12 protein-coding genes are annotated in these 15403 nt (G+C 55.6%); 2 read left to right on the top strand and 10 right to left on the bottom strand.

What is annotated here, in order from left to right; translation table 11 throughout:
- Positions 1 to 12: 12 nt before the first annotated feature.
- Positions 13 to 1929 carry a PTS 2-O-a-mannosyl-D-glycerate transporter subunit IIABC gene (gene mngA, locus ACMWLG_RS07210; protein ID WP_045402216.1) on the bottom strand — a complete coding sequence of 639 codons (1917 nt, stop codon included), beginning with the start codon at positions 1927 to 1929 and terminating at the stop codon, positions 13 to 15.
- A 170-nt stretch (positions 1930 to 2099) separates the two neighbouring features.
- Here mngA and ACMWLG_RS07205 point away from each other — a divergent pair, with 170 nt between their 5' ends.
- A complete protein-coding gene (locus tag ACMWLG_RS07205; protein WP_021241016.1) occupies positions 2100 to 2816 on the top strand; it encodes a GntR family transcriptional regulator in 717 nt (238 codons plus the stop codon).
- An 83-nt stretch (positions 2817 to 2899) separates the two neighbouring features.
- Here ACMWLG_RS07205 and sucD read toward each other — a convergent pair whose 3' ends face one another.
- The 8 genes from sucD to sdhC all read right to left on the bottom strand — a co-directional run bounded on the left by sucD (position 2900) and on the right by sdhC (position 12574).
- Entirely contained in the window at positions 2900 to 3769 is an 870-nt protein-coding gene (gene sucD / locus ACMWLG_RS07200) for a succinate--CoA ligase subunit alpha (protein ID WP_045402214.1), read from the bottom strand.
- Positions 3769 to 4935, bottom strand: coding sequence for an ADP-forming succinate--CoA ligase subunit beta (sucC, locus tag ACMWLG_RS07195; RefSeq protein WP_006809579.1), 1167 nt, complete (start codon positions 4933 to 4935; stop codon positions 3769 to 3771). Before sucC ends, sucD begins: the two co-directional genes overlap by 1 nt.
- Before the next feature lie 82 nt (positions 4936 to 5017).
- Positions 5018 to 6238 carry a 2-oxoglutarate dehydrogenase complex dihydrolipoyllysine-residue succinyltransferase gene (odhB, locus tag ACMWLG_RS07190; protein ID WP_028019435.1) on the bottom strand — a complete coding sequence of 407 codons (1221 nt, stop codon included), beginning with the start codon at positions 6236 to 6238 and terminating at the stop codon, positions 5018 to 5020.
- A gap of 14 nt (positions 6239 to 6252) precedes the next feature.
- A complete protein-coding gene (gene sucA, locus ACMWLG_RS07185) occupies positions 6253 to 9060 on the bottom strand; it encodes a 2-oxoglutarate dehydrogenase E1 component (protein ID WP_045402209.1) in 2808 nt (935 codons plus the stop codon).
- Positions 9061 to 9330: 270 nt separating this feature from the next.
- The gene (gene sdhB / locus ACMWLG_RS07180) at positions 9331 to 10047 is read right to left on the bottom strand and encodes a succinate dehydrogenase iron-sulfur subunit SdhB (protein WP_008501090.1); all 717 of its coding nucleotides are present in this window, start codon (positions 10045 to 10047) and stop codon (positions 9331 to 9333) included.
- 15 nt (positions 10048 to 10062) lie between these two features.
- Positions 10063 to 11829 carry a succinate dehydrogenase flavoprotein subunit gene (gene sdhA / locus ACMWLG_RS07175; protein ID WP_023310789.1) on the bottom strand — a complete coding sequence of 589 codons (1767 nt, stop codon included), beginning with the start codon at positions 11827 to 11829 and terminating at the stop codon, positions 10063 to 10065.
- Positions 11829 to 12176, bottom strand: coding sequence for a succinate dehydrogenase membrane anchor subunit (gene sdhD / locus ACMWLG_RS07170; protein ID WP_008501088.1), 348 nt, complete (start codon positions 12174 to 12176; stop codon positions 11829 to 11831). Before sdhD ends, sdhA begins: the two co-directional genes overlap by 1 nt.
- Complete coding sequence (sdhC, locus tag ACMWLG_RS07165) at positions 12170 to 12574, bottom strand: succinate dehydrogenase cytochrome b556 subunit (RefSeq protein WP_020684965.1); 405 nt, start codon at positions 12572 to 12574, stop codon at positions 12170 to 12172. Before sdhC ends, sdhD begins: the two co-directional genes overlap by 7 nt.
- Before the next feature lie 639 nt (positions 12575 to 13213).
- Here sdhC and ACMWLG_RS07160 point away from each other — a divergent pair.
- On the top strand, positions 13214 to 14497 hold the full coding sequence (locus tag ACMWLG_RS07160; protein ID WP_045402205.1) for a citrate synthase: 1284 nt from the start codon (positions 13214 to 13216) through the stop codon (positions 14495 to 14497).
- 99 nt (positions 14498 to 14596) lie between these two features.
- Here ACMWLG_RS07160 and nei read toward each other — a convergent pair whose 3' ends face one another.
- Complete coding sequence (gene nei, locus ACMWLG_RS07155) at positions 14597 to 15388, bottom strand: endonuclease VIII (protein WP_023310787.1); 792 nt, start codon at positions 15386 to 15388, stop codon at positions 14597 to 14599.
- Positions 15389 to 15403 lie beyond the last annotated feature (15 nt).

Genomic DNA, 15403 nt, shown 5'->3' with positions numbered 1-15403 from the left:
GTTTGTGCGTTTTTACGATAAGGCGTCTTCAGTGACGTAGTTGCCCTTTTTTACCGCCTGGCGTCGCCAGAGCAGCAGAACCAGGGTGGAGATAGCGGTACCCACCAGCGCCGCGCCAAACCAGCCCGCCGCAGCAACCACACCACCCAACCCGGCATCGTGAAGTAAAAAAAGAGAGAAAATCCCGGCCCCCGGCGTAGACAACCCGATCCCCATCGCACCGACAGCCGCGCCTGTCACCATGGATCCGAGTACAAATGAGCCAATAACGCGAAGCGGATCTTCTATCGCCATCGGAATCGCCCCTTCGGTAATGCCCGCGAGGCCGAGCAGCCAGGTCGATTTGCCGGTTTCAATTTCAAATGACTTGAACAGCTTCGGTGCCAGCATCGTTGACGCCGTGACGGTAAAGGCTGAGACCATTTTGACGGAAGCAAAGATGGCATAGGGACCGTATAACCCGTTCGCCATCGCCCCCAGGCAGAACGCGTAAGAGGCTTTGTTGACTGGGCCACCCAAATCGAATGAGCACATAAACCCGAGGATTGCCCCCAGAAGCAGCGCATTCGCGCCGGACAGACCGTTAAGCCAGACGGTGAGCGTGTCATTGAGCCAGGCCACCGGTTCGCCAATCACAAACAGCATCAGGCTGCCCGCGCCCAGCACGCCAATCACCGGATAGAGATAAAAAGTCAGAAAGCCGTTGTAGCGGCTACTAAGCCGGATGTGGTTTTTCACCCAGCGCATCAGATAGCCCGCGATCAGCCCGCCGACGATAGCGCCGAGAAAACCGGAGCCGATCATGTTGGCAGCCAGACCGGCCGCAAAGCCCGGCGTCAGCGCAGGTTTATCCGCCAGCGAGTAGGCGGTGTAGGCCGACAGGACAGGCACCATCAAAATGCCGAGCATGCCGCCGCCAAGCTTACGGTACATCCACAGCCATGAGTTTTCCTGGTCAAACAGGTGCTGCAGGCCAAGGATTTGCGCCAGCAGTACCGATACGGCCAGCACCGTACCGCCGGCGACGATCAGCGGCACCGCAAAAGAGATGCCGCTGAGAAGCGCCTGCTTGAGTTCAGCTTTAACGCGCTTTTTCGTTTCGGTATCGACCTGGGCATGGCGCGCATCGGTAGAAGGCTTTAGCGCCAGCGCGCGCTCAATCAACGCTTCAGCATTGCGCAGGGGTTCCGCGACGGGCACGGAAATGGCGGGGATGCCCTGAAAGCGCTCGCTCTCTTTGATCGCCACTTCTGCGGCAAAAATACATGCTTTCGCCTCCAGCAACTGCTGGGCAGTAATACGCCCTTCAATACCGTTCGCACCCTGCTTTTCGACCACCACGTTGACGCCGAGCTTACGTCCCGCTTTTTCCAGGTACTCTGCGGCCATATAGGTATGCGCGATCCCCGCCGGACAGGCAGTGACACAGACGACGGTTGGTGCATTCACCCGCGTATCAGCCTCGTCTTCCTTCGAGACACCGTTCAGCGCATCAAGCAGATCCTCTGCCGTCTCTGCAGCCATAACGCGTTCCCGGAGGGCATCATCGGCAAGGCGAGACGTCAGCGCCGTCAGCACCTGGATATGCGTGGATCCTGCTTCAGCTGGCGGGATGCCAAGCAGGACGATCAGCTCTACGCGTTCAGGGCCATCCACCCCCTCCCACTCCAGCGGTTCGCGCAGCGTAGCAACCGCAAAAGCCGCTTCGTTCACCGCGCTCGATTTACCATGCGGGACAGCCAGCCCTTCACCCAGGGCGGTTGGCCCCTGCGATTCGCGACGGTAGACCTCCGCCAAAAATGCATCGCCATCTGTAATTTTGCCCAGCGCCACCAGCCGCATTGTAAGCTGGCGAATGGCCTCATCACGGCTGGCATAGTGCGCCTGCACGCAGACAGCACTGGTGTGGGTCAGAGTCGTCAGGTTCATAAGATCCTCACACTTAAGTTGTTATTGTCTGGCGGCAATTGTGGCAGGTCGCACAATACATTTATGTGATCATTTTCACTAACAATGCAAATTTGTATTTAAGTTGTATTATTTACAAATTTTAAGTGAGAGGCATAATTCCATGCAAAGGTATTAGAAAGGCAGATTCGATGGGTAACAAACCGATGTACCGGCAAATAGCCGATGCGCTTCGCGAAAAAATCAGCGCGGGAGAGTTAAAGCCTGGCGATGCGTTACCGACGGAATCCAGCCTTCAGGAGGCATTCAACGTGAGTCGCGTCACGGTTAGACAGGCGCTAAAGCTGCTTACGGAAGAGCAGATCGTCGAGAGCATTCAGGGCAGCGGCACCTACGTAAAAGAAGAGCGCGTCAATTACGACATTTACCAGCTCACCGGGTTTTACGAAAAACTGGCGGACCGGAACGTGGATACCCACAGTGAGGTGAGCATTTTCGAAGTGCTGAAAGCCGATGCGAAACTTGCCGAAAAGCTGAATCTCTCTCATGACGATAAAGTCTGGCACGTCAAACGCGTCCGCTTTATCAAACAAAAACCGGTAAATCTGGAAGAAACGTGGATGCCGCTGGCCCTGTTCCCCGACCTCACCTGGGAAGTGATGGAGAATTCGAAATACCACTACGTTGAGCAGATCAAAAAGCTGGTTATCGATCGCAGCGAACAGGAGCTGGTGCCGATCATGCCGTCAGAGGAGGCGATCGCCGCGCTGTCGCTCGATCCGGCAAAGCCGATCCTGGAAAAAGTCTCCCGCGGGTTTCTGAAGGACGGACGGGTATTTGAATACAGCCGCAACGTGTTCAATACCGACGATTACAAGTTCACGCTAGTCGCCAGACGCAGGCAATAAAAAAGGCCGCTTTACAGCGGCCAACCATGTCGAAACGGACATTTTTATACTTCAACGCCCCCCTTCCGGGGAGCAGAGAGGACTTACTTAATGATGGATTTCAGTGCTTCGCCGATATCCGCCAGGCTGCGAACGGTTTTCACGCCTGCGGCTTCCAGCGCTGCGAATTTCTCATCAGCCGTACCTTTACCACCGGCGATGATCGCGCCCGCGTGACCCATACGCTTGCCTTTCGGCGCGGTCACACCCGCGATGTAACCGACAACTGGTTTGGTCACGTGTTCTTTGATGTAAGCAGCGGCTTCTTCTTCCGCGCTACCGCCGATCTCACCGATCATCACGATCGCTTCGGTCTGTGGATCTTCCTGGAACAGCTTCAGGATGTCGATGAAGTTAGAGCCCGGGATCGGGTCACCGCCGATGCCCACACAGGTGGACTGGCCGAAGCTGTAATCGGTGGTCTGTTTGACCGCTTCATAGGTCAGCGTACCGGAACGGGACACGATGCCCACTTTGCCCGGCTTGTGAATGTGGCCTGGCATGATACCGATTTTGCATTCGCCTGGAGTGATAACGCCTGGGCAGTTCGGGCCGATCATACGCACGCCAGCTTCATCCAGCTTAACCTTCACGGTCAGCATATCCAGCGTCGGGATGCCTTCAGTGATGGTGATGATCAGTTTAATACCTGCATCGATCGCTTCCAGAATGGAGTCTTTGCAGAACGGTGCCGGAACGTAGATCACGGTCGCGGTTGCGCCCGTCGCTTCTACAGCTTCACGCACGGTGTTAAACACCGGCAGACCCAGGTGCGTAGTACCGCCTTTACCTGGCGTTACGCCGCCAACCATCTGCGTACCGTAGGCAATCGCCTGTTCGGAGTGGAAAGTCCCCTGGCTACCGGTGAAGCCCTGGCAGATAACCTTGGTATCTTTATTAATTAAAACGGACATTATTTCCCCTCCACTGCGGCAACAACCTGCTGAGCTGCATCCGTCAGACTTTTCGCTGCAATAATATTCAGGCCGCTGTCAGCCAGTTTTTTCGCGCCGAGTTCAGCGTTGTTACCTTCCAGACGTACAACTACCGGAACGTTAACACCCACTTCTTCCACTGCACCGATGATACCGTCGGCGATCAGGTCACAACGCACGATACCGCCGAAGATGTTAACCAGAACGGCCTTCACGTTGTCGTCAGACAGGATGATTTTGAACGCTTCGGTTACGCGCTCTTTGGTTGCGCCACCGCCTACGTCGAGGAAGTTTGCTGGCTCACCGCCGTGCAGCTTAACGATGTCCATGGTACCCATTGCCAGGCCCGCACCGTTAACCATGCAGCCGATGTTGCCATCCAGCGCCACGTAGTTCAGTTCCCACTGTGCAGCCTGCGCTTCACGCGGGTCTTCCTGGGACTGGTCACGCATTTCGCGCAGATCCGGCTGGCGGAACAGCGCGTTGCCGTCAGCGCCCAGCTTGCCATCGAGGCAGATCAGGTCGCCCTGAGTGGTGATCACCAGCGGGTTGATCTCGATCAGCGCCAGGTCACGCTCCAGGAAGATGGTCGCCAGACCCATGAAGATCTTGGTGAACTGTTGAACCAGTTTACCTTCCAGACCCAGTTTGAACGCCAGCTCACGACCCTGGTAAGGCATTGGGCCTGCCAGCGGATCGATAGCCACTTTGTGGATCAGGTGCGGGGTTTCTTCTGCCACTTTTTCGATTTCCACGCCGCCTTCGGTAGACGCCATGAACACCACGCGACGGGAACTACGGTCAACAACCGCACCCAGGTACAGTTCTTTCGCGATGTCGGTCGCGGCTTCTACCAGGATCTGGTTAACCGGCTGGCCGTTCGCATCTGTCTGGTAGGTCACCAGACGCTTGCCGAGCCAATGTTCAGCAAACGCACGAATCTCTTCTTTGCTCTTAACAACCTTCACACCGCCCGCTTTACCACGGCCACCAGCGTGAACCTGACACTTAACTACCCAAGGGCCGGAACCGATTTTAGATGCGGCTTCTTCTGCTTCACGCGGGGTAGTACAGGCATAACCCACCGGAGCCGGTAAGCCATACCGGGCAAACAGCTGTTTGGCCTGATATTCATGTAAGTTCATGTGTTCTATCCATCCTTCAGGTAATCGTTAGGTCGTGCTTTTATAGGCCCGGCAGCTATATGCCGCCGGGCAAGACTGCAAACTAGACGTCGAGCAGCAGACGCGTTGGATCTTCCAGCAGCTCTTTAATCGCCACCAGGAAGCCCACGGACTCGCGGCCATCGATCAGACGGTGATCGTAAGACAGTGCCAGGTACATCATCGGCAGGATCTCAACTTTACCGTCTACCGCCATAGGACGATCTTTAATGGCATGCATACCCAGGATCGCGCTCTGCGGCGGGTTAATGATTGGGGTAGACATCAGCGAACCGAATACGCCGCCGTTGGTAATGGTGAAGTTACCGCCGGTCAGGTCATCTACGGTCAGCTTGCCGTCGCGGCCTTTCACAGCCAGCTCTTTAATATTTTTCTCGATATCAGCCATACCCAGGGTATCCACGTCACGCAGTACTGGGGTCACCAGGCCACGCGGAGTAGATACCGCCATGCTGACATCGAAGTAGTTGTGGTAAACCACGTCATCACCGTCGATGGACGCGTTCACTTCCGGGTAGCGTTTCAGCGCTTCAACCACCGCTTTCACGTAGAAGGACATAAAGCCCAGACGGATACCGTGACGTTTTTCAAACGCGTCACCGTACTGCTTACGCAGGTCCATGATTGGCTTCATGTTCACTTCGTTGAAGGTGGTCAGCATCGCGGTGGAGTTTTTCGCTTCCAGCAGACGCTCAGCCACACGCTTACGCAGGCGAGTCATTGGCACACGTTTTTCGCTGCGGGCACCCAGAGCAGGCTGTGCTGCTGGCGCTGCCGCAGGGGCTTTTGCTTCTGCTTTCGCAGGCGCTTTCGCCAGGTGCTTCTCGATATCTTCACGGGTCAGACGACCACCCACACCGGTGCCTTTAATGGCCGCCGCGTCCAGGTTGTGCTCAGCCAGCAGGCGACGGATCGCCGGGCTGAGCGCATCGTTGGTCTGCTCTTCCAGAGAAGCCTGCTGGCGTTGAGCCGGCGTAGAGGCTTTCTCTTCAGATTTCGCGCTGGACTCTTTGCCCGCGCTGTTGCCTTCGCGCAGGCGACCCAGGATCTGACGAGAGGTTACGGTTGTGCCTTCATCTTCCAGCACAGCATCCAGAACACCATCCGCCGAAGCCGGTACTTCCAGTACCACTTTGTCAGTTTCGATTTCTACCAGCACTTCATCGCGCTTAACGGCATCGCCTGGTTTTTTGTGCCAGGTAGCGACGGTCGCATCTGCTACGGATTCAGGCAGGTCGGGAACAAGAATATCTACGCTACTCATTATGTATCCTTTAATTAATCGACGTTCAGCGCGTCATTGACCAGATCTTGTTGCTGCTTCTGGTGAACGGACATATACCCTACCGCCGGAGAGGCGGAGGCCGGGCGACCTGCATAACGCAGGGCTGACCCAAATGGAATCACTTCACGGAAATGATGCTGGCTGCAGTACCATGCGCCCTGGTTAAGCGGCTCTTCCTGGCACCAGACAAAATCATGAACGTGAGCGTACGGTTTCAGCGCTTCCTGCACCGCCTGGTGCGGGAACGGATAAAGCTGTTCGATACGCACGATGGCGACATCTTTCTGATCGTTCTTACGGCGCTGTTCCAGCAGGTCGTAATAAACCTTACCAGAACACATCACCACACGCTTCACGGCCTGCGGATCCAGCTCGTCAATTTCACCGATGGCCGGCAGGAAGGTGCCGTTTGCCAGCTCATCCAGGCTCGACACCGCCAGCGGGTGACGCAGCAGGGACTTCGGCGACATTACCACCAGCGGACGGCGCATACCGCGCAGCGCCTGACGACGCAGCATGTGGTAGACCTGCGCCGGGGTGGACGGCACGCAGACCTGCATGTTCTGCTCGGCGCAGAGCTGCAGATAACGTTCCAGACGCGCGGAGGAGTGCTCCGGACCCTGACCTTCATAACCGTGCGGCAGCAGCATTACCAGGCCACACATACGGCCCCACTTCTGCTCGCCGGAGGAGATGAACTGGTCGATCACCACCTGCGCACCGTTGGCGAAGTCACCGAACTGCGCTTCCCAGATGGTCAGGGTACGTGGTTCAGCGGTGGCGTAACCGTATTCGAAGGCCAGAACCGCTTCTTCAGACAGCACGGAGTCCCAGACCTTGAACTGGCCCTGACCGTTGTGCACGTGCTGCAGCGGGGTGTAGGTTGAACCGTTGGACTGGTTGTGAACAACCGCGTGACGGTGGAAGAAGGTCCCACGGCCGGCATCTTCACCGGACAGACGAACAGGAATGCCTTCGTCAACCAGCGTTGCGTAGGCCAGCGTTTCCGCGCCGCCCCAGTCGAACAGCTTCTCGCCTGCCGCCATGGACTGACGGTCAGCGTAGATTTTCGCCACGCGAGACTGCATCTCGATAGCGTCCGGTACGGTGCTGATGCGTTTAGCCAGCTCCTGCAGGCGCTTCATCTCAACCTTGTTCGGGTAGCTCTCATCCCACTCGTGGTTGAGGTACGGCGACCAGGTAAAGGAGTGCATGTTCATCGGGCGCAGTTCTTTCACCACGCATTCACCTGCATCCAGCGCGTCGCGGTAGAGGTTGACCATTTCGGTCGCATCTTCCAGCGTCGCCACTTTGTCGCTCTCCAGCTTGTCAGCATAGATTTTGCGCGGGGTCGGGTGTTTTTTGATTTTCTGGTACATCAGCGGCTGGGTTGCACTTGGCTCATCCGCTTCGTTGTGGCCGTGACGGCGGTAGCAGAAGAGGTCAATGAACACATCGCGCTTGAAGGTGTTACGGAAGTCCAGCGCCAGACGGGTAACAAAAGCAACGGCTTCCGGGTCATCCGCGTTAACGTGGAAGATTGGCGCCTGCACCATCTTACCGATGTCGGTGCAGTATGGGGTAGAACGCGCGTCAAGCGGGTTAGAGGTGGTAAAGCCCACCTGGTTGTTAATCACGATGCGAACGGTACCGCCCACTTCGTAACCACGCGCTTTCGACATGTTCAGGGTTTCCTGAACTACGCCCTGCCCTGTTACCGCCGCATCGCCGTGGATGGTGATCGGCAGCACTTTATTGCTGCTCGGCTCGTCCAGACGATCCAGGCGCGCACGCACGGAACCGATAACCACCGGGCTAACGATTTCCAGGTGTGACGGGTTAAACGCCAGCGCCAGGTGAACCAGACCGCCTTCAGTTTCGATATCTGACGAGAAGCCCATGTGGTACTTCACGTCGCCGGTGCCGAGGTGTTCTTTATGTTTGCCCGCGAACTCGTCAAACAGGTCCTGAGGTTTTTTACCCAGCACGTTGACCAGCACGTTCAGACGACCACGGTGCGCCATGCCCAGTACCACTTCGCGGGTGCCGCTCTTGCCTGCGTGACGAATCAGCTCTTTCAGCATCGGCACCAGCGCGTCGCCGCCTTCCAGCGAGAAGCGTTTTGCGCCCGGGAATTTCGCGCCCAGATAGCGCTCAAGCCCTTCCGCTGCGGTCAGTTCGTTCAGGAAGCGTTTTTTTTCGTCAGCCGAGAAGGTCGCGTGGCCCGCTACGGATTCGATGCGCTGCTGGATCCAGCGTTTCTCTTCGGTAGAGGTAATGTGCATGTATTCCGCGCCGATGGAGCCGCAGTAGGTTTGCTTGAGCGCGTCAATCAGATCGCCCAGCTTCATCGTGTCTTTGCCGATGGCAAAGGAACCTACGTTAAAGCTTTCCTGGAAATCGGCCTCGGTCAGATCGTGATATGCCGGATCGAGATCGGCCACACGGTCTTGTTTCCACAGTCCCAGCGGATCGAGATTCGCATGCTGGTGACCGCGGAAGCGATAAGCGTTGATAAGCTGCAGGACTTTAACCTGCTTCGCATTGGTGTCAGGGTCGGAAATCGCAGAAGAGTAACGTGAGGCATCCTTCGCCAGACGACGGAAATAATCACGTGTTTTGGAATGGAATTGATCCGGTTTGACCCCTGTGCCAGGCAACTGCTGGAACATGGAACGCCAGTTAGCGTCCACTGAGTCAGGATCGGTTAAGAAGTCTTCATAGAGCTGTTCAATCCAGCTCTGGTTCGCACCAGAAAGGAAAGAAGAGTCCAGCCAGGCTTTCATTGCGCCGTTCTGCATCGTGATCCCTTAAGCATTTTTATGCTTACTTTCGCCGTAGAAACTACCACGCACACCACGTGTACGTGCCGGGGTTCACCTGCGAGCTCTTTTCATTTGGCCCGCGAAGGAACCTTTAGAAACTGTCTAAGGGTCTTTACCCTCACCCCTACCCTCTCCCTAAGGGAGAGGGGGAATGCCGTCGGCAGTTTTTAAAGATTTCCTGCAATCTGTCCCCTCTCCCTTTGGGAGAGGGTTAGGGTGAGGGGAACACCGCTCCCCTCTCACTACTTACGCACTGCGCTGCAGCAGCATCGACTTAATATGGCCGATGGCGCGCGTCGGGTTCAGCCCCTTCGGACACACACTGACGCAGTTCATGATGCTATGGCAGCGGAATACGCTGAAAGCGTCACTCAGTCCTTCCAGACGGCTATCGGTTTCGGTGTCGCGGCTATCGATCAGGAAGCGATAGGCAGCCAGCAAACCGGCCGGGCCGATAAACTTGTCCGGGTTCCACCAGAACGACGGGCAGGACGTTGAACAGCATGCGCAGAGAATACACTCGTACAACCCATCGAGTTTTTCACGCTGCTCAGGAGACTGTAAGTGCTCGCGAGCGGGTGGATTTTGCCCATTATTCAATAAGTAAGGCTTAATCTTCTCATATTGTGCATAGAATTGCCCCATGTCTACCACCAAATCACGCACGACCGGCAGGCCAGGCAGAGGACGGATAACAATTTTCTGACCAGGACGCTGCAACGCTGAAATTGGCGTGATGCAGGCCAGGCCATTTTTGCCGTTCATGTTCACACCGTCAGAGCCGCAAACCCCTTCACGGCAGGAGCGGCGAAACGACAGCGTTGGATCTTTTTCTTTAAGCTGGATTAAGGCATCCAGCAGCATCATATCGCGACCTTCTTCCGCTTCCAGGGTGTAGTCCTGCATACGCGGAGCGTCATCAACATCCGGGTTATAACGATAAACTGAGAATTCGAGTTTCATTATCCTGTCTCCGCATTAGTAAGTACGAATCTTCGGCGGGAACGCCGGACGCAGTTTCGGTTCCATGTTGACGCTACGACGCGTCATGGATTCCGACTCTGGCAGATACAGGGAATGGCACAGCCAGTTTTCGTCATCACGATCCGGGAAGTCGAAGCGGCTATGCGCGCCACGGCTTTCGGTACGGAAGTTTGCCGACATCGCCGTCGCGAACGCGGTTTCCATCAGGTTATCCAGCTCCAGGCACTCAACGCGCTGGGTGTTGAATTCGCTGGAGGTGTCGTCCAGACGGGCATTTTTCAGACGCTCGCGGATCGCTTTCAGCTGCTCAAGACCTTTGGCCATCGCGTCGCCTTCGCGGAATACCGAGAAGTTGTGCTGCATACATTCCTGCAGCGCTTTACGGATTTCCACCGGATCTTCGCCGTTGCGGTTACCGTTCCAGCGGTTGAGGCGCTCAAGAGAGGCATCAATTTCGTCGTCGGTCGCGTCACGCAGCGCGCCCTGCTCGGCAATGGATTCCTGCAGATGCAGACCGACTGCACGACCAAACACCACCAGGTCCAGCAGGGAGTTGCCACCCAGACGGTTTGCACCGTGTACGGATACGCAGGCAATTTCGCCTACCGCGAACAGGCCAGGAATAACCACGTCTTCGCCCTGCTCGTTTACGGTCAGCGCCTGACCGGTCACTTTGGTCGGAATACCGCCCATCATGTAGTGGCAGGTTGGGATAACCGGAATCGGCTCTTTCACCGGGTCGACGTGTGCGAAGGTGCGGGACAGTTCCAGGATGCCCGGCAGACGGGACTCCAGAACTTCTTTACCCAGGTGGTCGAGCTTCAGCTTCGCGTGTGGACCCCATGGGCCGTCACAGCCGCGGCCTTCACGGATTTCGATCATGATGGAACGCGCCACCACGTCACGACCCGCCAGGTCTTTCGCATTCGGGGCATAACGCTCCATGAAGCGCTCGCCGTGTTTGTTCAGCAGGTAGCCACCTTCACCGCGGCAGCCTTCCGTCACCAGAACGCCCGCACCGGCGATACCGGTTGGGTGGAACTGCCACATCTCCATATCCTGAACCGGCACGCCCGCGCGGATAGCCATACCGACGCCGTCACCGGTGTTGATGTGGGCGTTGGTGGTGGACTGATAGATACGGCCTGCGCCGCCGGTAGCCAGCACGGTAGCACGGGCTTTGAAGTAAACCACTTCACCGGTTTCGATGCACAGCGCGGTACAGCCGACGATTGCGCCATCGGCGTTTTTCACCAGATCCAGCGCGTACCACTCGGAGAAGATGGTGGTATGGTTTTTCAGGTTCTGCTGATACAGGGTGTGCAGCAGTGCGTGACCGGTACGGTCAGCCGCCGCCGCGGTGCGTGCCGCCTGCTCGCCGCCGAAGTTTTTCGACTGGCCGCCAAACGGACGCTGATAGATAGTGCCATTTTCCAGACGGGAGAACGGCAGCCCCATATGGTCCAGCTCCAGAATCGCTTCCGGGCCGGTTTTACACATATATTCGATGGCATCCTGGTCGCCGATGTAGTCGGAACCTTTTACCGTGTCGTACATGTGCCATTCCCAGTTATCTTCATGGGAGTTACCCAGCGCAACGGTGATACCGCCCTGCGCAGACACAGTGTGGGAACGGGTCGGGAAAACTTTAGAGAGCAGCGCACAGGTCTGGCCGCTCTGGGAAATTTGCAGTGCGGCACGCATACCTGCGCCACCGGCACCAATTACAACAGCATCAAATTCTCTGACTGGCAGTTTCATTACACACCCCACACCACAACGAATCCATAAATAACGTAAACCACCAGTGCAACAACAATGGCCAGCTGCAGTGGGAGGCGAATCGCCAGCGGTTTAACGTAATCGGTCAACACCTGCCACATGCCAATCCACGCATGAATAAGGATGGAGAACAGAGCCAGCAGGGTGAACACTTTGGTGAAGGCGGATCCGAAGAACCCACTCCAGATTTCCCACGTCAGCGTGCCGCTGGTCGCGAAGAAACCGATCATATAGATGATGTAAAGAGTGAGAACGATGGCGGTAGCACGGACCAGAATGAAGTCATGTACGCCGTTGCGTCCTAATGCGGAGGCGTTGCTTACCATACGAGAACTCCTGCGAGAAGTGAAAGCACGACAGTAATCACAAATGAAATGTTAGCGGAGCGTTTTCCGGCTTCGAAAGTCTCTTCCAGGTAGCCAAAGTCCATCAGCATATGGCGAACACCCACAACGACGTGGTACGCCAGCGCGGTCAGAATGCCCCACATGATGAATTTCACGAAGAAGCTGTTCATGATGGCAGAGGCCTGGAGGAATCCTTCAGGGGAAGAGAGGCTGGTGCCCAGTAACCACAGCAAAATACCGACCGCCACAAACGTAATCACACCAGAAACACGGTGCAGAATGGACGCTATTGCTGTTACAGGGAACCGGATCGTTTTGAGATCCAGATTGACAGGTCTTTGTTTTTTCACATTTCTTATCATGAATAACGCCCACATGCTGTTCTTATTGTTTCCTTCCTCCGGACTGCGATGCGGGTCAAGCAGCGTTCCTTTTCTATAACTGCGCGTCATGCAAAACACTGCTTCCAGATGCTTAAACGACACGTTACAACGCTGGGTGGCTCGGGATTGCAGGGTGTTCCGGAGACCTGGCGGCAGTATAGGCCGTTCACAAAATCATTACAATTAACCTACATACAGTTTGTCGGGTTTTCTCTGGAACAGTGATCAGGGTCACGATAACAACATCTTTTTAATTTTTAATCATCTGATTTGACAAATGTTAAACAATATTGTTACAAACGTCATTAGAAAAGGCATATAATGCGCAAAAGTTATGAGGTCTCTCTTTCACCTGACAAATAGTTATGTAACAGTGTGATGGTATTGACCGAAGTTATCAGGACAGTTATTAGTGATATACAGGTTTGAATAATTCGGACTGCAAAAACGCTGATTTGCTGTGGTTTCACTGATATTTCATTCGTTTACCTGCAAGGCGCCATAGCTCTGTACCCTGGTTTGTCCTCGTGAGCTGAGCGGAAAGCCAAATAACAATCTGGTAACGGTGATTAACAGCTGAAAGCAAATCCGGTAAAGCGCAGTCTTAAGCATAAGGCGCTAAGGAGACCGTAAATGGCTGATACAAAGGCAACGCTCACCCTAAATGGTGACACTGCTATTGAACTGAATGTGCTAAAAGGCACGCTCGGTCAGGATGTTATTGATATCCGTACGCTGGGCTCTAAAGGTGTATTCACCTTTGACCCTGGATTTACCTCTACCGCATCTTGCGAATCCAAAATCACCTACATTGACGGTGACGAAGGTATCCTGCTCCATCGCGGCTTCCCCATCGATCAGTTAGCCACCGAATCCAACTATCTGGAAGTGTGCTACATCCTGCTGAACGGCGAAAAACCAACGCAGGCACAGTACGATGAATTCAAAACCACCGTGACCCGTCACACCATGATCCATGAGCAGATTACCCGTCTGTTCCATGCGTTCCGCCGTGACTCTCACCCGATGGCGGTGATGTGCGGTATCACCGGTGCGCTGGCGGCGTTCTACCACGACTCCCTTGACGTGAATAACCCGCGTCACCGTGATATCGCGGCGTTCCGCCTGCTGTCCAAAATGCCGACCATGGCGGCGATGTGCTACAAATACTCCATCGGCCAGCCGTTTGTGTATCCGCGCAATGACCTCTCTTACGCGGGTAACTTCCTGCGCATGATGTTCTCCACACCGTGCGAAGAGTACGAAGTGAACCCGGTGCTGGAACGCGCAATGGACCGTATTCTGATCCTGCACGCTGACCACGAACAAAACGCCTCTACCTCTACCGTCCGTACCGCGGGCTCTTCAGGCGCGAACCCGTTCGCCTGTATCGCTGCGGGCATCGCTTCCCTGTGGGGACCGGCGCACGGCGGCGCGAACGAAGCGGCACTGAAGATGCTGGAAGAGATCAGCACCGTTGAGCACATTCCTGAGTTCGTGCGTCGCGCGAAAGACAAGAATGACTCCTTCCGCCTGATGGGCTTCGGTCACCGTGTTTACAAAAACTACGACCCGCGCGCCACCGTCATGCGTGAGACCTGCCACGAAGTGCTGAAAGAGCTGGGTACCAAAGATGATCTGCTGGAAGTGGCGATGGAGCTGGAACACATCGCACTGAACGACCCGTACTTCATCGAGAAGAAACTCTACCCGAACGTCGATTTCTACTCTGGCATTATTCTGAAAGCGATGGGCATTCCGTCTTCCATGTTCACCGTGATCTTCGCTATGGCCCGTACCGTAGGCTGGATTGCGCACTGGAACGAAATGCACAGCGAAGGCATGAAAATCGCCCGTCCTCGTCAGCTGTATACCGGCTACGAGCAGCGTGATTTTAAGTCTGACCTGAAGCGCTAAAAGATGTTGGGTGCGGCCTGATGCCCTCACCCCGGCCCTCTCCCACAGGGAGAGGGTGAAAACATTAAAAACGGTAACCCAAGGGTTACCGTTTTACTTTTATTTCTGGCAGTGCGGGCACCAGTAAAAAGGTCTGGAAGAGAGCATAATCCTGTCGATAATCCCGCCGCATCGCTCGCACTTCTTCCCCGCCCGATGAAACACCTTGAACCGGAACAGCGCCCCGTGATGCGTGTTCTCATCCGCCACGCCGCGCGTGTTGTACGAGAGCCGGGGAATATCCAGCAGCGCGTGGGACAACGCCTCCAGCTGTTCATCATTCAGCTCAGACGCTTTATGCTGCGCCGCCAGCCCGACTTCCCAGAGGATCTCTACCCGCAGGTAGTTGCCCAGCCCGGCCAGAAAGGCCTGGTCGAGAAACAAACCGGAAAACTGTCGGTTACGAAATTTAGGTGATAACAGCCGGGCCTTCACGTCGCTCGCCGTCAGGCGCATGTCCAGCACGTCCGGCCCGACCCGCTGCAGAAACGGGTGCGTCAGCAGCTGCTCCGGCGTAAGCATTTCGATATCCGACGCGCTATAGAGCAGGATCGCCTTATCCGCCGTTTGCAGCCTGACGCGCAGCACGCGAGTGGTTTGCGGCTGCTCGTCCGCCTCCACCACGCGCCAGACGCCGTAAAGCTGGTTATGGCTATATAAAGTCAGGTTATGGGAAAAGTGCGTAAGCAAGGCTTTGCCGCGCGTTTCAATATGGGTCACCGTCTGGCCCACCAGCTGTGATTCAAACGGTTTCAGTTGAGGAAAAGCAAACCAGACATCCGTCAGGGGTTTGCCCTTTATCGCCGCCTCCAGGCTATCCGCCGCGCGGCGGATCTCCGGACCTTCAGGCATTTTTGTGTCCTTATC

This window comes from Enterobacter sp. 01-M-02-SI-ECC (assembly GCF_047530595.1).
In the GTDB taxonomy this organism is placed as follows: domain Bacteria; phylum Pseudomonadota; class Gammaproteobacteria; order Enterobacterales; family Enterobacteriaceae; genus Enterobacter; species Enterobacter cloacae_M.
This window is presented reverse-complemented; position numbering and strand designations above follow the sequence as displayed.

Excerpts from the sequence above, each read along its gene's own strand:
- sucA (WP_045402209.1), bottom strand. The coding sequence starts at position 9,060 with ATGCAGAACGGCGCAATGAAAGCCTGGCTGGACTCTTCTTTCCTTTCT.
- sdhA (WP_023310789.1), bottom strand. The coding sequence starts at position 11,829 with ATGAAACTGCCAGTCAGAGAATTTGATGCTGTTGTAATTGGTGCCGGT.
- ACMWLG_RS07160 (WP_045402205.1), top strand. The coding sequence starts at position 13,214 with ATGGCTGATACAAAGGCAACGCTCACCCTAAATGGTGACACTGCTATT.
- sdhD (WP_008501088.1), bottom strand. The coding sequence starts at position 12,176 with ATGGTAAGCAACGCCTCCGCATTAGGACGCAACGGCGTACATGACTTC.
- ACMWLG_RS07205 (WP_021241016.1), top strand. The coding sequence starts at position 2,100 with ATGGGTAACAAACCGATGTACCGGCAAATAGCCGATGCGCTTCGCGAA.
- sucC (WP_006809579.1), bottom strand. The coding sequence starts at position 4,935 with ATGAACTTACATGAATATCAGGCCAAACAGCTGTTTGCCCGGTATGGC.
- nei (WP_023310787.1), bottom strand. The coding sequence starts at position 15,388 with ATGCCTGAAGGTCCGGAGATCCGCCGCGCGGCGGATAGCCTGGAGGCG.
- sdhB (WP_008501090.1), bottom strand. The coding sequence starts at position 10,047 with ATGAAACTCGAATTCTCAGTTTATCGTTATAACCCGGATGTTGATGAC.
- odhB (WP_028019435.1), bottom strand. The coding sequence starts at position 6,238 with ATGAGTAGCGTAGATATTCTTGTTCCCGACCTGCCTGAATCCGTAGCA.
- mngA (WP_045402216.1), bottom strand. The coding sequence starts at position 1,929 with ATGAACCTGACGACTCTGACCCACACCAGTGCTGTCTGCGTGCAGGCG.
- sdhC (WP_020684965.1), bottom strand. The coding sequence starts at position 12,574 with ATGTGGGCGTTATTCATGATAAGAAATGTGAAAAAACAAAGACCTGTC.
- sucD (WP_045402214.1), bottom strand. The coding sequence starts at position 3,769 with ATGTCCGTTTTAATTAATAAAGATACCAAGGTTATCTGCCAGGGCTTC.